We start from the raw sequence: 23,446 nt of genomic DNA, 5'->3' as shown, positions 1-23,446 counted from the left end.
TTATAATTCTTTATTATGAACAGATTAGCGGTTATACTTATTGTACTGATTACATTTTCGGCATGTAAAAATGAACCTTCAAAGACCTCGGATACAACAACTGAAACAATATTAAATACTGATGAAACAAAAAAACCTTTAATCTATCCAGAAGAGACCCATTTTAAATCCTTAAGACAAGTAACATTTGGAGGTGATAATGCTGAAGCTTATTGGAGTTTTGATGACAAACAATTGGTTTTTCAATCTAATAATGCCAAATGGAACGTGGGATGCGATCAAATGTTTTTAATGAATGCTAACGAAACATTTACAGACAGTATTGCGCCTCCAATGCTAAGCACAGGAAAAGGACGTACAACATGTGCTTATTTTTTACCAGGCAATAAACATATTATTTATGCTTCGACACATTTGGGTGATGACAAGTGTCCAGACACACCATTACGTAAAAATGGAAAATATATCTGGCCAATCTATGATAGCTATGACATCTTTGTTGCTGATCTAGAAGGTAACATTGTAAAGCAATTAACTAATGAGGTTGGTTATGATGCTGAACCAACAGTCTCTCCAAAAGGTGATAAAATTGTGTTTACCTCAACACGAAGTGGTGATTTAGAATTATACACCATGAATATTGATGGTAGTGAAGTAAAACAAATTACTAACGAATTGGGTTACGATGGTGGAGCTTTCTTTTCACCAGATGGCACTAAATTAATCTTCCGTTCGTCACGTCCTAAAACAGAAAAAGAAATTAAAGACTACAAAGATTTGTTAGCTGAAGGCTTGGTTGAACCAACAGAAATGGAACTTTACATTTGTAATGCTGATGGTTCTGACTTAAGACAATTAACTGACTTAGGTAATGCAAACTGGAGTCCATTTTTTCATCCTTCTGGTGATAAAATCTTATTCTCTTCTAATTTTGAAGCTGAACGTGGTTTTCCTTTCAATCTCTATTTGATAGATATTGATGGTAAGAATTTAAAACGCATTACACATGGAGAAACGTTTGACGCTTTTCCTGTTTTTTCTAATGATGGTAAACATTTAGCGTTTTCTTCTAACCGTAATAATGGTGGTGGACGTGATACTAATCTTTTTATTGCTGAGTGGCAAGACTAACAAACTTCTTTGCAAAAAGGAATCTCTTTATTAGTTTAAATCTTTAAGTCTGCTCCGTTCTTCTGCATCTGTAGCACGCTCGTTGGTACTAAGTTTAGTGTTTCCAAAGTTGTAACGAAAACCAAGTTTAATGTATCTATTATCTGAATCTACAAAACTAGAACTCGATTGATTTCTGTAGCTCAGTGAAGTATCATAATCTTGAAAATTAAATAAGTCTTCTACTGATAACGATATTATTCCTTTTTTATTAAAAATGGACTTCGTAATACTGAACTCTGACACCAACCTGTCTTCAACGATTTGAAGTTGTTGAACATTTTTACCAACCCAAGTAAGCGTTAAACTTATGTTTAAGCTTCTATCTTCTAGCATTGATAAACTATTTTGTAAAACACTATAATTAGACCATTGACTTAATTCCACAAACCCATCTCCAAAATTAGCTTCTTCTGTAATGTTATAGAAAGAGGTAACAAAATATAAACTCCACTTATTTGTTGGAGAATAAATAAATTCAAAATCGAAACCATAATCTACCTTTTTATCAAGGTTGGTTGGTGTATAAGCAATGACATTTGTATTGTTATCTTGTCGAGGTAACTCTATGATGTCACCATCAAAATTTGCATAGTATGCTGCAACAGTGAAGTACTCTAAAAAGTTTGTTGCTACTCTGTAAGAATCCCTATATGTTGGAATTAAATTTGGATTACCCAACACGATGGTATTTTCATTAATAAAAAATGTAAATGGATTTAAATCCGTATAGCTAGGTCTTGTTATACTGCGCTTGTAGCTTCCTGTTAAATTAACATCTTCTGTTATTTGATATGATAAACTTGCGTTTGGAAACCAATTTAAATATTCCTGTGTATTTATTTCACTTAGTGTTAGAGATTCTCCTTCAATATTAGTTTGTTCAATCCTTAAGCCTAAATTTAAATCCCATTTCTCCCAAGATTTACTATAGTTAGTATAAGCCGCAAATACGTTTTCATTATATTTAAACGCGTCTGTGTTATCGGTATTTATCACTTCAGATTCGCCAATAATATCTACTCTTGTGATATCGCTATCTGTATTTACGTTTGAATATTTTACACCTGCATCAAAACTAGAAGACTCATCAATGGGTAAACTATAATCTGCTTTTCCCGTAATAATCTGTGTGTCTTGATTGGCAAGTGTGTTAAACTCGGAACTGTCTTCGAATATATTATTCTGATCAAAGAAGTTACTTAATACTTTCTGATTTCGCTTATAATTATATGTTGTATAGTGTGCATTAAAAGTAAGTTTCGCATTATTTTCAAAATCATGCTTAAAAATAAAGTCAGAGCCAATATTGTATTTGTTATCTCTAGATAAATTATCAGCCGTAAAACGTTCTTCAAAAACTGAATCTTCATCAAAAATATCGGTATTATTTCTAATCTTATATTTAAAATATGGAGTATATAAACCTGTACTCGTAAGACTTAAAGTGTTTTTATCATCAATGTAATAATCAAAGTTGAGGTTGAGATTATGGGTTTCGGACCATGTATTTCGGTTGACACCAGAACTCCATATTTGGTCTATTTGGTTCGCGTTATCAAGGAAGTTAACTCTATCATCCTGATCTCTATTAATCTTTTGATTGGTGTAACTATAATTTAAATTTAGGTTGATTTTATCATTTTTATAATAATGACTCGTTCCTGCATTATATCTAGGAAAAACACCTTGAGTATAATTAGTTGAAACACTTCCTCTATAACCCGTTACTAAGTTTTTAGTCATTATAATGTTTATGACCGAACCACTGTCTGCATCATAACTCGCAGGTGGATTAGTAATTACTTCGATAGACTTAATGCTATTTGCAGGAGCACTTTCTAATAACTGTATTAATTCATTAGAGGTCAATTGCACTCTGCGATTATTAATAAAAACAGTTGCAGGAGTACTTTTAATATTTATTCCACCTTCTGAAACAATAACACCAGGTGTGCTTTTTAAAACACCAAGTGTAGAGCCCTCTGTAAGCGCAGTGTTTTCTATGTTAAAAATTAATCGATCTGGTTTTCTTGTTATGGTTGGTTTTTTTCCAATAACTATAACTTCACCTAAACTTTCTGGAGTCTCACTAAGCTGAATTGTTTTTAGGTCTAAATCTCCTGTTAGGATAATTTTTTGTTCAAATTCTTCAAGACCAATGAACCTTATTTTGATAACATAGATGGTTGAATCTAATTTGTCTAGTTTAAAAAAGCCTTTATCGTCTGTTGATGTTCCTTTTAAGAACTCATTTTCATTCTCTATGAAAATAATCACATTAGCAAATTCAATAGGATTATTATTTGAATCAACAACTTTTCCGGAAATAGAAAAATCTTGAGCAAAGACAGTAAAAGGCAGCACAAAAAATATTGTGCTAAAATAAAGTCGTAGACGAGCAATCATTAGTTAGGTTTGTGTTGCAATATAAAGATTGTTTTTTACTTTTTATTGTGGTTTTTCAGCAATTCAACGAGCTTTTATTGCCCTTTTTGATACTACAAAGCACAAGAAAACACTTATATTTGCACCCAATTATTGCTTTAGAAAGATAGATGAAGAACATTCGAAATTTTTGCATCATTGCACATATCGACCACGGAAAAAGTACCTTAGCTGATCGCTTATTAGATTATACAGGTTCAGTTACTGCTCGTGAAAAACAAGACCAACTCTTAGATAGTATGGACTTGGAACGTGAGCGTGGTATTACCATTAAGTCGCACGCAATTCAAATGGAATATACCTTTGAAGGACAAGAATATGTATTAAACCTTATTGATACTCCTGGTCACGTAGATTTCTCATATGAAGTATCTCGTTCTATCGCTGCCTGTGAAGGTGCGCTTCTTATTGTTGATGCAGCACAAAGCATTCAAGCACAGACAATTTCTAATTTATATTTGGCCTTAGAGAATGATTTAGAAATAATTCCCGTGCTTAATAAAGTGGATTTGCCAAGTGCTAATCCGGAGGAAGTAACAGACGATATCGTTGATTTATTAGGTTGTGAGCCTGAAGAAGTTATTCATGCAAGTGGAAAAACAGGCTTTGGTGTTGACAATATTCTAAAGGCAATTATTGAGCGTATTCCAGCTCCAAAAGGTGATGTTGATGCTCCTTTGCAAGCTTTAATTTTTGATTCTGTTTACAATACATTTAGAGGCATTGAAACTTACTTTAGAGTCTTTAATGGAGAGATTAAAAAAGGACAAAAAATTAAATTCGTCGCAACAGATAAAGAATATTTTGCTGATGAAGTTGGAACTCTAAAACTAACTCAAGTAGCGAAAAAAAGTGTTAAAGCTGGTGATGTAGGTTATTTAATTACAGGAATTAAAACAGCAAAAGAAGTAAAAGTTGGTGACACGATTACAGATTTTGCGAATCCAACAACAAATATTGTAGAAGGTTTTGAAGATGTCAAACCAATGGTTTTTGCAGGTATCTATCCTGTAGATACTGAAGATTACGAAGAGCTCAGAAACTCCATGGAAAAGCTTCAACTTAATGATGCTTCTTTGGTTTTTGCTCCCGAAAGCTCTGCTGCTTTAGGTTTTGGATTTCGTTGTGGTTTCTTGGGTATGTTGCACATGGAAATTATACAAGAACGCTTAGAGCGTGAGTTTGATATGACCGTTATTACAACAGTTCCTAACGTGTCTTACCATGCGTATACAAATAAAGAGCCTGATGTCCCTTTTGTGGTTAACAATCCTAGTGATTTACCAGAACCAACAACGGTCAATCGTGTTGAAGAACCCTATATAAAAGCAACTATTATTACCAAGGCTGATTTTGTAGGCAACGTAATGAGTCTTTGTATAGAAAAGCGTGGTATGATTGTCAATCAGACGTATCTAACTACAGAACGCGTGGAGTTGATTTTTGAAATGCCATTAGCAGAAATTGTTTTTGATTTTTACGATCGTTTAAAAACAGTGTCTAAAGGTTATGCTTCTTTTGATTATCATCCAATAGGTTTGAAGGTGTCTAAATTAGTGCGATTAGATGTCTTATTAAACGCGCAACCTGTTGATGCGCTTTCGGCTTTAATTCATGCTGACAATGCGCATAACATTGGTAAAAAGATGTGTGAAAAGTTAAGGGAGTTAATTCCTAGACAGCAATTCGATATTCCTATTCAAGCAGCTATTGGTGCAAAAATTATTGCCAGAGAAACGGTAAAAGCACTTCGAAAAGATGTAACTGCCAAATGTTATGGTGGTGATATTTCACGTAAACGTAAATTATTAGAAAAGCAGAAAAAAGGTAAAAAACGTATGCGTCAAGTTGGTAATGTAGAAATACCTCAGCAGGCGTTTATGGCTGTACTGAAGCTGAACGACTAAAAGGACTCTAATCTTTTTTTAGTATCTTTCTTGGTAAGGTACCCTAACCGTGGACAATCCGCCAAAAAAAATACTCATTTGCGAAGATCATCAAATTGTAATTGATGGTCTAATTTCTATTTTCAATAATCAACCCGATTATAATGTTTTGGACTTTGTTAAAGATGGAAATAAAGTCCTCTCAACTATAAAAGCTAAAAATCCAGATATTCTTCTATTAGATTTAAATCTCCCTAATAAAAATGGGTTAGATATTCTTAAAGACATAAAACTACATCACCCTCAAATAAAAGTTATAGTGCTTACTATGTATAATAAGGAGAATATTGTAAAGAAAGTAAAGCAATATAATGGTGATGGTTTTTTACTAAAAAATTGTTCTACCGAAGACTTACTAAGGGCTTTAGATAGTGTTTGTGAAAGCAAAATATTTTACCTTGGTAAAGGTATAAAAAATGATGTTGTTGAAACCGATGGGTTTCTCGAAAAAATAAGAATTACACGTCGAGAGAAAGAAATCATTTCCGAATTGATGAAGGGAAACAACGTGCCTCAAATCGCTAAAAACCTCTTTATTAGCTCACATACTGTAGAAACACATAAAAAGAATATATTTAAAAAACTAGATATTCATAATTCCATAGATTTGATAAAGCTTGTCAATGAAAAACAACTGTTTTCATAGGGAAATAATTCTTGTTTTGGTTTTAAGTTTAGGCTGTTTATTAAACTTAAAGGCTCAACAAGTTGATACACTCTATATAGATTCTAGTTTTAAAAAGGCTAACCTTATAGAATATTCAAAAATAAATGGAAGTCAACCAAACAATAAGTACAACTATTTTTATTTCAGCTTTAAAAATGAGCTGAATTCCATTGATTTTAATATCAAAAACCTAAATGATAAGCCTCAAAATTTACTATTAGAATTCTCTAATGCACTAATAAAAGAAATTTCTTTATTAAAATTTGAAAACGGAGCTTTTATTGAGCAGAATACAACAGGTATTGACTACTCAATTTCAAACAAACCAATTAAGCATCGCCTTTTTGCTTTTAAAATTAGATTACAGCCTTTAGAAACAGGTTCATATAAACTAAACCTAAAAAAGGAAAAAGGGAAGCCTTTAGTGACTTCTGTACTGATAAAAAGTGAGTCGTTGTTTAATAGCCAAAGCTCTATTCAGTTAATTCTTTTGGGCTTGTATTATGGTATTAGTTTATTATCAGTATGTTTTAGTTTATTTGTGTTTTATATTTTAAGGAATAGTAGTTATCTAATTTATGCTATTTATATCGTCTTCCTTGGTCTTTTTATAAGTTCATACACTGGTTTATTTTCACAATTATTTCTAGATGAATCTGACCTCTTCAATAAATACAAACATTACGTTTTGTTTAGTGAAATTTCACTGTTACTATTTGTGGTTTTTTCTCAGAAAATTCTTGAGGCTAAAACTTATATGCCCAATTTAAAAAAGGTTATTGATGTATTATTGATTATTCTTATTTCTATTAGGGTTTTAATCCATTTCTTTTTTACTGATTTTTTCGAACATTATGTTTCAGTATTCATGAACCTTTGGTACTCCGTGTTTTTAACAATGGTTGTCTTAATTACCATACAAATTGTTCTCTACTTTAAAACTAATTTTAAGCGATCTTCACTGTTTACCATTGCATATGTTTTTATGATTTCTGGTGTGTGTTTAACTATTCTATATCATGGTTATGGTTTGGTAAATACAATATTTTACGGTTTGCCTTTTATCTTTTATTCTTCCTTTTTAGAAATTCTATTTTTAACATTCACAGTAATTTTAATGGTAAAAGACATTTACGATGACCGCAATGCATTGTCTAAAAAATTAGTGTTTGAGGAAAAGAAAAACCTATATTATTTTATAAAAGGAGAAGATCAAGAACGCAAAAGAATTAGTCGAGAGTTACATGATAATATTGGTAGTAAACTAAGTTACCTCAAACGATTTGTTGAAGACAATATTGAAAATGAGGCCGTCAACGACGCAATAGATAATATTTGTAATGATGTTAGAAATTTATCTCATGAAATATCTCCTTCAGATTTAAAACTAGTAGGTTTTAAAAATGCAGTCTCAGATTTAACTACTAATCTATCTTCTAAAACATCCTTAAATGTTGACTTTAAAAATTATCAGTTTCCAAGTAAACTAAGTGAAAATACTGAATTACAACTTTATAGAGTGATACAGGAAGTGCTAAATAATATTTTAAAACATGCAGATGCGCAACATATTGATGTGCAATTAATTGGTCATGATGATTATGCTACACTAACCATTGAAGATGATGGTAGGGGCTTTAACATTAAAACCCAAGAAAAAGGGTTGGGTTTAAAAAATATTGCTTCAAGAATTCAACAAATTGGAGGAAAACTAGAGATTGATTCAAAAATCAATAGTGGCACATCTATTCTTATAACTATCCCAATTTAAAAATCTACCTGAACTCTGGTATTGATTTCATTATCATTTAGATTTAGTTTTACTTTTCAGAATAATTTGCTATTAATTCTAGGCTCAGCTAGTGGAACTATCAAGATGTATGTTTTAAATTGATTAACCATTATCTTGAGAAAAGAGGCTTTAAACTTGTGTTAAAGCCTCTTTGTTTTTAAAATGCTTTATCAAATATACCTGAACTCTGGTATTGCTTTGAGAGACACTCTTTCTGTAGTTTTACACTAATCAATTTAATCCATACGTTATGAAAACTAAACTAACACTCCTAGCCTTTGTTATTTTTTTCTCATTATTTCACACTCTCTCATTTGCGCAAGAAAAGAAAAAAGAGTTAACCGAAACACAAAAAAGTGCACGTGACTTAAGCAAAGCATTTGATAAAATGCATAAAAGTGCAGTATTAAAAAAACAAAACTTCCCTTGCGATGTTGATAGGCTTGTAAAAGGCGCTTACCAATTAACTCCAATATTCGGCTTCCGTAACGTAATCACTAATATCAAAAACAGCATGCATAGACTAAATAATAATTTAGACGGTATTCTTAATAAGGGTCTTTATTCATCAAATTTTGATCGAATATTTGATTTATTTAATAACTCAAAGCCATATAGTGAATTTGTTAAAGATTTTACTAATAAAGGTATTGGAGATCTCTCAAAAAAAGAAGATGAAATATTGAGGCAAAATTATTATGCGCTCAAGGCCATATACGATTATGGAATAACATTAAATAATGATGATGATTATAACCTTGAAGGTTGTTTAGAGAATACAATACTTAAGATGAAGTTAAAGAAAAAAAAACTAGGTAAAGTTACATGGGAAATTAAGACTCTAATGGAAAATGACTGTAAGTGTGAAATCGCCTCAAAGAGTCATGGTGTTAAAAATTTAAAATTTGAGTATACCGCAGAAGTTACTGGAATATTTACAACAAATAAGATAACTTTTGGTGAGGCTAAAAATATAAACCTAAAAATCATTAGCTATGAGTGTTGTAAAAACCTGAAAGAAGACGCTAGTATAAATGCGCCAGAAAATGAAGAAATAACTCTTCCCGATCAAACCATAGGTGTTAACGCAGGAGTTGGCTTTTCTCAAGATTTTGAAGAAACAAGCTATTGTGTGGGTGCAGAATACTTATATAATATAACTGATTTAGGGGAAAGTGATTTATTTATAGGTGGTAATGTAGCGTTTGGAGCAACTAGCTTTATGGACTTTAGTAGCACCTTGTTTAGTGTAGGACCAACCGCTCAATTATTTACACCAATATCACATAGTGGAGATACACAAACAACTAATGGAATTAGTGGTAGTTATTTGTTTGGAACAAACGATTATAATGGTATTAAAGATGATGTTTCTGGCTTTGAGCTGTCTTTAAACTCTGGTATTAATGTACAACTAAGCAAAAAAGTATCATTAAGTCTTATTATCCCAATAGTAACTCACCAAAGCCTCACATATGAATCTCAAGAAGGAAATAGTTCTTACAAAACTGACGATACCACAATTTTAATAAACAAAAATAATCCAGTTAAAATAGGGTTCAGATTTCGTTTTTAAAACATTAAACCTGAAGAAAAAGTACAACCAAAAATAATAAATATGAAAACAAATTTCTCTTATGCATTAAGTGTAGTGTTACTATGCTTCTTCATGCAGTTAAATGCCCAATCTGAATTTTTTAGTGATTTAAGTCCTGATAACAAGGAGATAAAAGCTGAAGATTTCACCAACCTAGACACGGATTATATTCTTGAAGATTTTCAATTTTACATGGAAAATAAACCAGAGATGAGCGAAAAAGTATTCGCCACACAAGTGAAACCAGAAGATCTTTTATTTGCTGTTCAAATGTTAGCTATTGGTGTTGGGTTTGGGTTTGGTGAAAATGAAACCCAGTGGTGTTTTCATGCTGCCTATCATTATAAATTGAGACAGTTTCAGCGCTCTGCGCTTTATGCTGCTTTAGGTTTTGCCTATAGTGGATTCAACTTTAACGATCAAAAACAAAGCCTTATAGATATTCAATTAAAGCTTTTAATGTTTCATGCCATTTCTAAGTTTAACGAAATTCGATTAATATATGGTATTTTAGGAGCTTATGGATTTGGAAATGAAAAGTATAATAGTTTTACCACAGATATTACAAGGGTAACTTTAGCTCTTGTAATGGGTTTTCAGCTAATGTTAGCCACAAAATGGACTCTCGCGCTTCACACCAATATTTTAACACATACTAGCAGAACTTTTAAACCAGAAAACGGAGGAGAGTTTAAGGATAATTTCACCAATGTTTTAATTAATAAAAGTAATCTGCTCACCCTATCTCTATTATTTAATTTTGGGAAATAGATAATAGATCTTTAATTTTAAAAATTGATTGCTTTAAGTCCTCTCTAAGAAATACTTAGAGAGGTTTTTTATACTTTTAAATATCAAAAGGCTTTCCTAAGTAAACAAGTTTTGAATTTTCCTGAATAGTTTCTATTTCTAAGTTGTAAGATGATATAATAATAAACTCGTCATTATTGTTTTTTACAAACAACGGAATCATGTCTTTGTTACTATTAGCAATTTCTATAAGTCTTTGATAATGTTCTTTATCATTAACCTCGACCTCTTGTACTGACGGATAATTATTAGCCACTTCTGTCAAAGAATTAAAATCATCTGTGTGAGAAAATAAACCCTCATGTGGATTGTTATTTTCATCAAGCATTTCTTCAGTTGAAACCAATCTAAACGAGCCATTCTCACCAAATTGTTTACTAAACTTATTTATAGCATATTTATTAATCTCTGTGTTTCCTGTTAAGGCCATTAAATAACCAACATCATTAAGCTCAATATTATCCGTCAATTTATCAGAATATATATTTGCATCAAAGGCTTCTAGACCTAATTCGTGAGCTTTTTTAATATTGTTTTGATTGCTGTCTATTAAAACAACATGTCTCCCATTGGTTTCAAGATAATGCCCTAAAAGCCTTGAAACTTTTGAGGCTCCTACAATTAATATACCATTAGAATTCATTAAAAAGACACCGACCATCTTTGCAAATAACCGTGCTGTGGTAGCATTTAGTAGTACTGTTCCTAAAACAATCATAAAAACGAGAGGAGTAATATAATCGGCACCTACAACATCTTCTGCCATAAGCTTACTCCCAAATAAAGAAGCGATACCAGCGGCAACTATTCCTCTCGGTCCAACCCAACTGATAAAAAGTTTTTCGTTTAGAGTTAATGATGATTTATAGGTGCTTAAAAAAACACCAATTGGTCTAATTACAAAAACCACAATTGAAAACAAGGCGGCTGTTTTCCAATTTGCTAACAGTAATAAATTATCCATATCTATATTGGCTGAGAGCAAAATAAATAGTACTGAAATTAATAAAACACTTAACGATTCCTTAAAATAAAGTAGTTCTTTTAAATATGGTGCATTTTTATTTCCCAAGACCATTCCCATAATTACAACGGATAGTAAGCCAGATTCGTGAGCAAAATTATCTGATAGCACAAAAACACCTAGTACAGCTGCTAAAGCAAACACATTCATTAAATAATGTGGAATCCATTTTTTATTAATTAAAAAATCTAAAGCGTGTGCAAACGTAAAACCAAATGTGGAGCCAAAAAGTATAATTTTACCAAACTCAATAAGGGCAGTCTTAGTAAACCCTCCGCCTCCACCAACAAAAATAAACTCAAAAACTAATACAGCCACTAAAGCGCCTATGGGATCAATAAGAATACCTTCCCATTTTAAAACTGTTGAAACATCTTTCTTAAGCGGAATATTTCTTAGAATTGGTGTAATTACCGTTGGTCCCGTAACTATAATTAGTCCAGAAAACAAAAAGGCTAATTCCCAATCTAATTCAAATAAGTAGTGTACTGCTACTGCAGCTCCAAAAAAAGTGACAATAGAGCCAAGTGTAATTAATTTAGTAATTACTGGTCCTACATTTTTTATTTCCCCCATTTTCAAGGTCAAGCCACCTTCAAACAAAATTATACTTATAGCGAGGGAGACAAAATAATACAACCCATCTCCAGGAAATAGGCCTTTTTCACCATTCCAAATAGGTTCTATCCATTTTGTTCCATCATTTAAAAATTCTGCTGCAATTGGGCCTACCAATAAACCAATAAGAATTAGTGGTAAAATTGCTGGTATTTTAAGTTTCCAAGCCACCCATTGTGCTAATATACCTAGTATAATAATTCCTGCTAATTCTAACATCTATGCGCTTATTTTTTGTGAATTTACTAAATATTACTTTTATAAAGAACGTGATTTAAATTTATGGTTTTAGAGTTTTTAAAAAAACGTTATCTTTCAAAACTAACTAATCAAGAAAACTGCAATTGTCTCAAGGACCTTTTAAAACAATTGGAATAGGTGTTACTTTTTCCCCTAACCTAAAAGCAAATATCAATGAAGCTGCAAGGTTGTCTTCTATGTTAAATGCTAAACTCGTTTTAATTCATGTTGGTGAAAAATCTAAAGACAAGGAAAATCAGTTTTATAACATATTAGAACCGTTTATTAAAAAAAATCTTGATGTCCAAATAGTATTCCAATCAGGTAATCCAGTGGAAGTGATTCTATCTACTTCGGAAGAAAGGCAAATAGACTTACTAATTTTAGGTGCGCTTCAGCGTGAAAACTTCTTAAAATATTATGTAGGATCTATTGCTAGAAAAATCACAAGGCAAGCAAAATGTTCTATTTTATTATTGATAAAACCATCGATTGAAAGGGTTCCTTGTGAACATATTGTGGTAAATGGTCTAAAAGACCCTAAAACAAAACAAACTATTGCTTCCGCTTTTTATGTTGCCAATGCTTTAAAAGCAGGTAAAGTTACCATTGTCGAGGAAATAACCCAAGACGAATTGGCCATCAAAGTTGAGGATGACAAGTCTTTACGAATGTCAACCATTGTCAAGGAGCGAATTAAACTTAGAGAAAATGCTAGAGTAAAAGTTATTATTGAAAACATACCCGAAAACCACACAAAAGACATTGTTATAAAATCACAACCTATTTTTGGTAAAAAGGGCTATTCTATTGGGCATTATGCTCAAATCGCTCGAGCTGATTTATTGGTGATGAATTCCCCTAGCAAAATGACATTTTGGGATCGACTTTTCCCTCATGATATAGAGCATATTTTAACCGAATTACCAACAGACGTTTTAATCATTCAATGAGTCCTAAACCTAATAATCTAAAGACTTTTTTTAAGACTTTGCCTAAAAATATTTTTTCAGGTTTTGTGGTGAGTCTTATTGCCTTACCGTTAGGTTTGGGCTTAGCAATGGCAAGTGAAGCTCCTCCAATAGCTGGTATTATAGCAGCTGTGGTTGGCGGTATTGTTGTTTCTATATTTGGTGGTAGTCACGTAACTATTGCTGGACCTGGAAACGGACTTGTTGGAGTGCTTTTAGTTGCCATTACAACTTTAGGTCTAGAAAGTGCTTACGCTGCCATTATTTGTTCCGGTATTCTACTAGCAACCTTAGGGTTTCTGAGACTTGGCAAACTTGCCGATTTCTTTCCTTCTTCTGCCATTCAAGGCATGCTTGCGGCCATTGGTCTTATTATTCTAGGTAAACAGTTTCATATTATGTTAGCTCATAAAATTAAACGTGAAAATACTATTGACTATCTTTTAGAGATACCAAATACAATAAATGATGCCTTTCATTTTGATGACACTAGTTTAACTTATGCGGCAATCACTGGTGTTCTAAGCTTAATTATTATGGTGTTTTATCCTAAAATAAGAAATAAGTATTTACAGCTCATTCCAGCTCCAATGTGGATTGTCATACTTTCTATTGGGTTTAGCTATTATTTTGAACTTTTGGCGCATCAACCCAACCCAATATCATCATTATATATGATTTCTGGGATTCCAGAATTTAAGGAAATTATCGCTGAATTACCAATAGTAGATTTCGGAAAGGTTAGTACATTCCCATTTTGGTCTAGCGTTTTGGCTTTGACGCTGATTGCAAGTATCGAATCACTTCTAAGTATAAAAGCTGTAGATAAATTAGATCCTGAAAAAAGACGTTCTAATGTCAATTTAGATTTAAAAGCATTAGGATTAGCAACTATTGGGAGTGGGTTTTTGGGCGGTTTAAATGTGGTAACAGTAATTGCTAGAAGTTCTGTAAACGTTAATAATAATGGTAGTAACAGGTCTTCAAACTTCTTTCACGCTACCTTTTTAGTTATTTTTATTGTGCTCTTTAGTTCACAATTAACTCGCATACCTTTACCCGCTTTAATGGCGATCCTTGTATTTACGGGTTATAAACTAGCTTCGCCAGGTTCTATAAAAAAGATATTTTCGATTGGCAAAGAGCAAGTCGTAATCTTTTTTGTGACGCTTTTTATAACCTTAAAAGTCGGACTTATTACAGGTATTCTCTCTGGTGTATTGGTTACTTTTTTAATTCATGTTCTTATTAATAAAAGCGCTTCGTTGTTTTTAAGGAACGTATTAAAACCAAATGTTCTAATGTATCAAGAACAAGACAACGGTAATTATTATGTGAGCGTAAAACATTTTTGTAGCTTTTTAAATTTCTATAGATTAAAAGAAAAACTCGATGCTGTACCAGAAAGCAGTGATATTATTGTAGATTTTTCTATGTGTGAATTTGTAGACCATACGGTCATGGAAAATTTGAATAGTTATAGAGAGTTATTCATAAAAAGAGATGGTCATTTTGATGTTGTTGGTTTAGATTTACATGATACTGACTCAGAACATCCATTTGCACTACGACGTCTACTCCCCGTTCCAAATATTATTAAAAGCGGACTTACAAAGCGGCAAAATAATATTGAAGATTTAGCTAATAACTATGCTTTAACGTATGATTCTAAAAAAGAAAAAGAAACACACTTTCTTGATAAATTTCATTTCTTTAGAACAAAATCTATACATCATATTTACAACAAACTGTCTACCAAAAATGACATCCTCGCTATTTTTGATATCGAGTTTTCTGAAGGAGAGTTTATTGCAAAAGAAACCGTAAGAACTACAATGTTGCATATCACCTTGGGAAAAAAGATTCCAAAATTCACTTTAGATCGAGAGGGGTTTTTAGAAAAAGTTTATGCATTTGCGGGTTTTAAAGACATTCCTATTCAAGAACATTCAGATTTTAATAAGCGTTTTTATTTATTAGGTGAGGATGACATTGCAATTACTGCTTTTTTTAATGATGATATCATTCATTTTTTTGAAAGTAACCCTTATTACCATATTGAATCTAATGGGAATTCTTTACTGGTTTTTAGCAAAGAACGCTTGGCAAGCACAAAAGAAATTAAAGCGCTATTCGATTTTGGAAAACGCTTAAAGCATGTAATTTCTTTATAATATCAATTAGCTTCTTTCTCTTCAGAATTGTAGTATAGGCGTTTTAAACTTCTTTTTAATAACACAAACCTATACACTCCAATAACAAAAAATATAACGCAAAAAATCAATGCCGTAAGCGCTAAGTAATCAAAATTTGAAAACTCTTTCAGCTGGTAAAAAGCAATACTCCCTAATAATAAATATAACGAAGACCTAATGTAAGATAAGAGCGTTCGCTCATTAGCTAAACGCGTGCGTTCAATAGCAAGGTAATCTCTCAAAATAACTTTTTGATCTGGATTAAAATCACGACCAAAGCTTAATAATTTTTTTCTTTTGGTTTTATCTTTTGATTTGGACATAAGCTGATTAGTTGTATAGATAAATGTAATTCTTTTTTAGAATACCAGAATGACTATTCGATCCTAAATTTGTTAAATAAGCTCTAATTAATTCTACTTAATTCCTATTATTTTTAATGCTTTTAGTAATTTGCAAATCATATTAATTCGATAATTTAATGCAATTATATCCTATACAAGCCGGTAATTTTAAACTTGATGGTGGAGCCATGTTTGGAGTGGTGCCAAAATCACTTTGGCAACGTACCAATCCAGCCGACAACAACAATATGATTAATATTGCGGCACGCTGTTTGTTAATTGAAGATGGTAATCGACTCATTTTAATAGATACAGGCATGGGCAATAAACAAAGTGATAAATTCTACGGCTACTATTTTCTTTGGGGAAATGATAGCATTGACACTTCACTTGCTGCTCATGGATTTCATAGAGACGATATTACGGATGTATTTATGACGCATCTTCATTTTGACCACTGTGGAGGAAGTATACAGTGGAATAAAAACCGAACGGGCTACGAACCAGCGTTTAAAAATGCTCACTTTTGGAGTAATAAAGATCACTGGGCGTGGGCAACACAACCTAATAGAAGAGAGGTGGCTTCATTTTTAAAAGAAAATATTCTTCCTATGGAGGCTAGTGGCCAATTAAAATTAACCCCTGTTCCCGATACTCACATTCAAAAAAAATCAGAATTAGGTTTCGATATTTTTTATGCAAATGGACATACAGATAAACAAATGATTCCTATGATAAAATACAAAGGGAAAACCATTTGTTTTATGGCAGACTTATTACCAACTGCAGGACATTTGCCCTTACCTTTTGTAATGGGTTACGACACAAGACCTTTATTAACACTTGATGAAAAAGAATTGTTTTTGAACATGGCAGCTGATAACAATTATTACTTGTTTTTAGAACACGATGCGCATAATGAAATTATAACCGTTCAGCACACAGAAAAAGGCGTGCGTTTAAATGAAACACATACTTGCAACGATATATTTAAATAAAAACTAAACATTAACAACATGAACTTTAATTATAAATTAATAGCTTATTTAGGTTTTTCCGCAACACTCTTTTTGGGTTGTGGTGCCACTGCAGATATATTATCTACTCCAGTAGAAAACATTGACACCTCTCCTTTGAAAGTTACTGATTTATCTGAATCCGAAGAAAAAAATTGGGGACATTTAGATCTTGTAAGCGATACCATTCCTGGTATGGCCGTAGATAAAGCCTATTCAGAAATCATTAAAAAGAAAAAAGGTAAAAAGGTCATTGTTGCAATAATTGATTCTGGTATAGATATCGATCACGAAGACTTAGATGGAGTTATCTGGACCAACAAAGGAGAGATACCAAACAACGGAAAGGATGATGACCAGAATGGTTATGTAGATGATATTCATGGCTGGAATTTTGTAGGTGATGGCTATGATGAACAATTAGAGTATGTTCGCCTACTTGCGAGCGGTAACACTTCAGACCCTCGTTATAATGAAGCAAAAGCATTATATGAATCTGAATATCAAAAATACACAGGTACTAAAACGCAATACGAGCAAATTCTTCAAGTCATTAAAAAATCTGATGATGTATTAGCAGCTCACTTTAAAAAAAGAGATTACACTATACAAGAAATTAATGCAATAAAATCAGAAAACGAAGAGTTATTGCAAGCTAAACAAGTTGCTCAAAGTATTAATGCAAGTGCTGATGGTGCAAGTTTAGCTAAAGCAACTAATGAAATTAATGGTATTTTAACTCAAGTTAATGAGCGTTTAAACTTTCATTTAAACAAAAAATTTTCTGGTCGAAAAACTGGAGATGATATCAATGACTTAACGGACACTGGTTACGGAAACGGTAATGTTAAACCTGTAAAAAAAGACGAATCTCACGGCACACACGTGGCTGGCATCGTGGCTGCAGAACGCAACAATGGTAAAGGCGCAAATGGAGTCGCTAATAACGTTGAAATTATGGCAATTAGATCTACTCCTAACGGAGATGAATACGATAAAGATGTTGCCCTAGCTATTAGATATGCGGTAGATAATGGAGCAAAGGTAATTAACGGAAGTTTTGGAAAGTCATTTTCTCCACATGCAGAGTGGGTGAGAGATGCTATTAAATATGCTTCTGATAATGATGTCGTTTTTGTGCATGCTGCTGGTAACGACAGTGATAATATAGATGTAAAACCTAATTTTCCTGACGATAATATCAACTTTATTGAAGTTTCAAACTCTTATATTAGAGTTGGTTCATTGACTTCTAAATATGGATCAAAAATGGTTTCTGGTTTTTCAAATTATGGGAAAAAGAATGTTGATATTTTTGCTCCTGGTTCTGAAATATACTCTACTATGCCAGAAAATGAATATGATTTTAATGGAGGTACATCAATGGCTGCACCTGCGGTTGCGGGAATTGCAGCTTTAGTGCGCTCTCAATATCCTAATTTAACAGCCGCTCAGGTAAAACAAGTGATTTTAGATTCTGGATTATCATTAACAACAAAAGTAGTTGTGGGCGGAGATGCTTCTAACGTAAAGCCATTTGCAGATTTATCTAAATCAGGAAAAATAGCCAATGCTTACAATGCTTTAATTATGGCTTCAAAACTCAAATAAATATGAAGAAAATTCTTTTAAGTTTTTCTATTGTTGCTTTAGTATTTTCTTGCGGAGCAACTGAAAGTCCTATTAAAAATAACATACAATCTAATTCATTAAATTCAATAGTTCCAAATGGTTATTGGCAACAACAAGCCGACTATAAAATGGATATTGATATGGATGTTGAAACTTATCAATTTAAAGGAGAGCAAAACATTAAATACACCAATAACTCGCCAGATGTTTTAGACAAAGTGTTTTACCATTTGTACTTTAATGCGTTTCAACCCAATAGTGAAATGGATGCTAGAGTACAAAGCATTAGAACTCCAGACGCTAGATTTGCCCCTAATGTTGGCACTAGAGAAAATCCAATTTACGAAAGTAGAATAGCAAAGTTAAAACCTAATGAAATAGGATCTATTGACATAAAGTCATTGAAACAAAATGGGAAAAAGTTAGACTACACCATTTCTGGAACTGTTGTGCGGGTAAAATTAAACAAACCGATACAACCAGGTGAAACCGTGAATTTTGACATGGTATTTAAGGGACAAGTTCCTATACAAATACGTCGTTCTGGTCGCAATAACAAAGAAGGTGTCGCTTTATCTATGGCGCAATGGTATCCTAAGCTTGCGGAATATGATGATGAAGGTTGGCATGCTTATTCGTACATCGCGAGAGAATTTCATGGTGTTTGGGGAAATTATGATGTAAAGATTACTATTGACAAAAACTATACGATTGGAGGTACTGGCTATCTTCAAAATGCAGATGAAATTGGCCATGGTTACACATCTAAAACGGTAATCCCAAAAGGAAATAAATTAACATGGCATTTTATGGCACCAAATGTTCATGATTTTACTTGGGCGGCAGATCCTGAATATGCACACGATACATTACAAGTGCCTGATGGTCCTATGCTACATTTTCTTTATAAAAAAACAATGCCTCAAGAAAAAATAGACATATGGAAAAAACTACAACCATATTCGGCTCAGTTAATGACCTATTATAGTGATCTCGTTGGTAAATATCCTTACGAGCAATATTCTATTATACAAGGAGGAGATGGAGGAATGGAATATGGTATGTGTACTTTGGTTTTAGGAGAGGGTACTTTTGAGGGTTTATTTAAAGGCACCATATCTCATGAAATGGCACATACTTGGTTTCAATTTTTATTAGCAAATAATGAAGCAAAGCACGAATGGATGGATGAAGGTTTTGCAACCTTCATTGAGTATAAAGCAATGAACGATATATTTGATGCCGGCAATACAAATCCATGGTATAATGCCTATAGAGCATATTCGGCTTTAGCTAATTCTGGTGTAGAACAGCCCATGACAACATTTGCAGATAAATACGATTTTAATCGTTTATATTCTTTAGCCGCTTATTATAAAGGTTGTGTCTTTATGTCGCAATTAGGTTATGTTATTGGAGAAGAAAACCTGGACAAAACCATAAAAAGATATTTTAATGAGTGGGTTTTTAAACACCCTAAACCATTAGACTTTATAAGAATTGCAGAGAAAGTATCTGGTCTCGAACTCGATTGGTACCTCATAAGTTTTGCGCAAACCACAGATGTTATTGACTATGCAGTGAAAAATGTTGAAGGTAAGACAGTAACCTTGGAACGTATTGGTATTATGCCAATGCCAATAGATCTTAGAGTAACATATGCAGACGGTTCTTCTGAAGATTTTTATGTTCCATTACGTCAAATGAGAGGTGAAAAACCAACTTTAGCAATCACAAAAGATGATTGGGCTTGGTCGTTTCCAACCTATAGTTTAGAAACTTCTAAAACCATAAAAACAGTTGAAATAGATCCTAATGGATTCATGGCTGATGTTAATCGTGAAAACAATACCATTACTTTAGAGTAATACTTTCAGCCAAATAGAATATAAAAACCATGTCTTAATAGACGCGGTTTTTCTTTTAATACCATTGTTCGTTTTGATACATTTTATTTTTAGAAACGCGCTCTCTATTATATAAAAGTAAATGGGTCTTATCTAACTGCTTGTTTCTATAGCCAAACAAATGAAAAATAGATTTAGCCATAAAACGCGTAACCGATAGATTCGCTTTTAAAACACCTAAGCTTTTATTGTGCCATGAAATTCCGGGAAGTAGCGTTAGTAGGCTGTCTGCCTTAACTTTTCTGAGTAATTCTGAGAGTTTTAGAAAAAACCTTGGTATTGGCTTTATGATAAAGAAACCATCATTTCCAGATTTCTGATACAACGGCATAAAGAGTTTTGCACTATAATCTGAATATATATTCTTTCCATTCGATGTCGCTAACAAAGTCTCTTTTTTAATATCTTGAAAACTCTCAAATCCACTTTCCATTAAAAACATTTCTTTTTGTTCGATATGATATTTGTAAATAACTTCAAAAATCGAAGATATATCTCTAGAAGCTTTTTTTAATTCATCTTCATGTTTTTTAAAATTATTAATCTTTAAATGTCCTGCATGTCTAAGAGCTAAATATATAAACGCTTCGCAATTTTTTATAGCTAATGGATCTGTGTGCTGACCAGATTCAAAACCGAGAGATAAATATCCTAAGGTATTTAGATAGCTCAAAAGCGGACCATCTAAATACTCTTCAATTCCTAAAACAACAGGAACAGGAAAACAACTCGAAAATTTACGATTAATTAAGGCGTCATTAATTGTAATAAAAGGAAGTGATTTGCTGGAGGTAGTGTGTAAATCAATAAAATAAATTGGGTTTTGTGTAGACTCTAAAAGTTGATTTATAAACAAGAATAGCTCTTCTTGCTCTTGTTCTTCATTATTGCGGTCTTCCTTTTGTTTTATTGCATTTAATTGTTTGAGCGTCCACATCCTGTTTAAATCAGAATCTAAAAAACGTTTGTTTTCTTGAAGTGCTTTTATATTACCATAAACTCCATAAATTTCACCACAAATACCTTTCTCGTTTAACGTTTTTAATACGCTATTTAGAGCACTTACTCCTGCGGTTTCATTTCCATGGATACCAGCGAAAAACACAATAGTAGCTCCAGAATAATTACCTTTTATGTGGTGAAAAATCCGATTTGTAACCTTGCTCTTTTTATTGTTTATTTTAGCGCTAATTTGCATCTTTTTTATAAATCACTCGTAGTTAAAATTCCTAATAATTCCTTATTTCTAACTACAGGCAAACAATTAATGTTATGTTTTTTCATAAGCGCTTTTGCCTCCTCCAAAGGAGCTTCTTGAGATATTGTAATTAAATCTTTAGTCATAACGTCCTTAACACATAGATGTAAATCTTGATCGCCAAGTTTTATTAAATCCGTCCATGTTAATAAGCCTGTTAATTCTTTCTTCTTATTTATAATGGGTAAATGGTGCGTGTTTTTCCATTTCATAATATTACTAACCAATTCTAAACTATCTTTTTGGTCCACTAAAAGCATTTTTGTGTTCATATTGTGTTTAACTATTCGGCTAATATCTATTTTCAAATTCTCATCTGGATTGAATATTTCCCACTCATCAACAGTTTTATCCTTAAATTGATGTTTATACATGTAAGCTGTAATATTCTGTAGGGCCTCAAAGCTGGTTTTGCTTTTCTGAAGATTTCTATAATTATCTATCATCCACTGAGATCCATTTTTAGATTTGGTGCGTCGCTCAATTATAGAAAGGTATTTTGTAATATCTGCTTCATCAATATTGGCTTTTTGTAAACCCTTTTTTGCAATTGGTAAAAACTCATTCACAATTAAGTCTTTAGCCGATATGAGTTCGTTATTCCATTTAAATTGCGTTTCCATACCATTTCTAGCCGCTTTAAAGAAATTGTTTTTCACGTCTTTAAAGTCCATTTTTTTATGAATATTCTCATATTTATCTGGTTGACCAAGCATTAAACCTACCCAAAACACCATATTTGCAATTTCATCGGTCAATGTCGGACCAGATGGGATATAGCGACATTCTATTCTTAAATGTGGTTTACCTCCTCCAACGCCATAACACACACGATTCCATTTATAAACCGTTCCGTTATGTAGTTGTAATGCTCTAAGTTTTGGTATCTCCCCTTTTTCTAGCTTTTCTAAACTATCATCATGTTCATCTGAAGTTAAAAGGCTTCTAAATCGAGATATATGATCTCTAAAAATATCCGTTACAGTTCCCTGTTCCCAATTAGCACCAAAACTTACGCGCGACTGTTTTTCATTAAAAATAAAGGAATTAGCACGTGTATCAATGCTTTGCGTAAACAATGCTATTCTGGTCTCTGCCCACAATTCTCTACCAAATAAAATTGGTGAATTAGCACAACTACTCAAAACTGGTCCAGCAATTGCCTGTGCCCAATTATACTTTTCCACAAACTCATCTGGATGAATCTGTAAATGAGTTTGAAAACTCGTATTACAAGCCTCTAACATTACAGAATCATGAATAAGGTTTAATTCATCAACTCCTTTGATATGAATATTAAAATGTTCTCTTCTTGATGACTTCAAAGCATTATTGAGTATATGATACCTAGGCTTATCTGTCATATAGTCGTTCTTAATATGCTTCAGCCTCATTGTAGGTAATATACCTGTTAATACTATTTTCGAATCTTTCACTTTAGCTTCCTTATCTGCTTTCTCAAGAAGTTCTTTAAGGTGATGGTATAGTTTAGAAAAACAATTACCCTTAAGTGTTAAAGGGTCTGAGTTTATTTCGAGATTGTATTTTCCTATCTCCGTGGTGAAATGTTCATCATTAATTGCCTCTAAAATTTCTACACTATTGTTATTAGGAAAGAAATCTTTTTTAGTAACACAAAACTCTTGTTCTGCGCCAATTCTTATAGGTTCTTTTTCAATTAACCCTTTGTTAAGCATTATATCTAACGCTTCTAAATCTTTTACGAGATGATGAATATATAATGCTTTATCTTTAGGGCTTTTAAGTTGTTTAACATCTAAATGTCCCATAATTAATGCACAGTATTGATT

Annotated in this window: 16 protein-coding genes; 11 read left to right on the top strand and 5 right to left on the bottom strand. The window is 32.5% G+C overall.

Translation table 11 applies throughout. The features are described 5' to 3' along the window. Nucleotides 1–15: 15 nt before the first annotated feature. A complete protein-coding gene (locus QZZ53_RS08160) occupies nt 16–1,131 on the top strand; it encodes a hypothetical protein (RefSeq protein ID WP_296383436.1) in 1,116 nt (371 codons plus the stop codon). Between the two features lie 30 nt (nt 1,132–1,161). Here QZZ53_RS08160 and QZZ53_RS08155 read toward each other — a convergent pair whose 3' ends face one another. Beyond that, on the bottom strand, nt 1,162–3,579 hold the full coding sequence (locus QZZ53_RS08155) for an outer membrane beta-barrel family protein (RefSeq protein ID WP_296383435.1): 2,418 nt from the start codon (nt 3,577–3,579) through the stop codon (nt 1,162–1,164). A 149-nt stretch (nt 3,580–3,728) separates the two neighbouring features. Here QZZ53_RS08155 and lepA point away from each other — a divergent pair, with 149 nt between their 5' ends. From lepA to QZZ53_RS08130, 5 genes are all read left to right on the top strand, one after another. After that, nucleotides 3,729–5,525, top strand: coding sequence for a translation elongation factor 4 (gene lepA / locus QZZ53_RS08150; RefSeq protein ID WP_296383434.1), 1,797 nt, complete (start codon nt 3,729–3,731; stop codon nt 5,523–5,525). 49 nt (nt 5,526–5,574) lie between these two features. Next, nucleotides 5,575–6,210 carry a response regulator transcription factor gene (locus QZZ53_RS08145; RefSeq protein WP_296383433.1) on the top strand — a complete coding sequence of 212 codons (636 nt, stop codon included), beginning with the start codon at nt 5,575–5,577 and terminating at the stop codon, nt 6,208–6,210. After that, entirely contained in the window at nt 6,188–8,002 is a 1,815-nt protein-coding gene (locus QZZ53_RS08140) for a 7TM diverse intracellular signaling domain-containing protein (protein ID WP_296383432.1), read from the top strand. Before QZZ53_RS08145 ends, QZZ53_RS08140 begins: the two co-directional genes overlap by 23 nt. Nucleotides 8,003–8,273: 271 nt before the next feature. Next, entirely contained in the window at nt 8,274–9,599 is a 1,326-nt protein-coding gene (locus QZZ53_RS08135) for a hypothetical protein (RefSeq protein WP_296383431.1), read from the top strand. A gap of 42 nt (nt 9,600–9,641) precedes the next feature. Then, the gene (locus QZZ53_RS08130) at nt 9,642–10,391 is read left to right on the top strand and encodes a hypothetical protein (RefSeq protein ID WP_296383430.1); all 750 of its coding nucleotides are present in this window, start codon (nt 9,642–9,644) and stop codon (nt 10,389–10,391) included. 76 nt (nt 10,392–10,467) lie between these two features. Here the strand turns inward: QZZ53_RS08130 and QZZ53_RS08125 are convergent, their stop codons facing one another. After that, a complete protein-coding gene (locus tag QZZ53_RS08125; RefSeq protein ID WP_296383428.1) occupies nt 10,468–12,291 on the bottom strand; it encodes a sodium:proton antiporter in 1,824 nt (607 codons plus the stop codon). Between the two features lie 125 nt (nt 12,292–12,416). Here QZZ53_RS08125 and QZZ53_RS08120 point away from each other — a divergent pair, with 125 nt between their 5' ends. Further along, nucleotides 12,417–13,265, top strand: a complete 849-nt coding sequence (locus QZZ53_RS08120; RefSeq protein ID WP_296383426.1) for a universal stress protein — start codon at nt 12,417–12,419, stop codon at nt 13,263–13,265. After that, a complete protein-coding gene (locus QZZ53_RS08115) occupies nt 13,262–15,457 on the top strand; it encodes a SulP family inorganic anion transporter (RefSeq protein ID WP_296383424.1) in 2,196 nt (731 codons plus the stop codon). The genes QZZ53_RS08120 and QZZ53_RS08115 overlap by 4 nt, the downstream gene beginning before the upstream one ends. 2 nt (nt 15,458–15,459) lie before the next feature. Here the strand turns inward: QZZ53_RS08115 and QZZ53_RS08110 are convergent, their stop codons facing one another. After that, nucleotides 15,460–15,801 (bottom strand): DUF202 domain-containing protein, encoded by a 342-nt coding sequence (locus QZZ53_RS08110; protein ID WP_296383422.1) that lies wholly within the window; start codon nt 15,799–15,801, stop codon nt 15,460–15,462. 158 nt (nt 15,802–15,959) lie between these two features. Here QZZ53_RS08110 and QZZ53_RS08105 point away from each other — a divergent pair, with 158 nt between their 5' ends. Genes QZZ53_RS08105 through QZZ53_RS08095 form a run of 3 tightly spaced genes read left to right on the top strand, consistent with a single transcriptional unit; the run spans nt 15,960 to nt 20,338 of the window. After that, nucleotides 15,960–16,820, top strand: coding sequence for an MBL fold metallo-hydrolase (locus QZZ53_RS08105; RefSeq protein ID WP_296383420.1), 861 nt, complete (start codon nt 15,960–15,962; stop codon nt 16,818–16,820). An 18-nt stretch (nt 16,821–16,838) separates the two neighbouring features. Further along, nucleotides 16,839–18,449 carry a S8 family peptidase gene (locus tag QZZ53_RS08100; protein ID WP_296383418.1) on the top strand — a complete coding sequence of 537 codons (1,611 nt, stop codon included), beginning with the start codon at nt 16,839–16,841 and terminating at the stop codon, nt 18,447–18,449. Nucleotides 18,450–18,451: 2 nt separating this feature from the next. After that, entirely contained in the window at nt 18,452–20,338 is a 1,887-nt protein-coding gene (locus QZZ53_RS08095) for a M1 family metallopeptidase (RefSeq protein WP_296383416.1), read from the top strand. Nucleotides 20,339–20,393: 55 nt separating this feature from the next. Here the strand turns inward: QZZ53_RS08095 and QZZ53_RS08090 are convergent, their stop codons facing one another. Beyond that, the gene (locus QZZ53_RS08090; RefSeq protein ID WP_296383413.1) at nt 20,394–21,575 is read right to left on the bottom strand and encodes a succinylglutamate desuccinylase/aspartoacylase family protein; all 1,182 of its coding nucleotides are present in this window, start codon (nt 21,573–21,575) and stop codon (nt 20,394–20,396) included. Between the two features lie 5 nt (nt 21,576–21,580). Beyond that, a partial coding sequence (locus QZZ53_RS08085) for a CBS domain-containing protein (protein WP_296383411.1) occupies nt 21,581–23,446 on the bottom strand: 1,866 nt, incomplete at its 5' end.

It is taken from the genome of Winogradskyella sp. (assembly GCF_016744625.1).
Classification (GTDB): domain Bacteria; phylum Bacteroidota; class Bacteroidia; order Flavobacteriales; family Flavobacteriaceae; genus Winogradskyella.
Note: the sequence above shows the minus strand (reverse complement) of the source record. Positions and strands in the feature narration are given on the sequence as shown.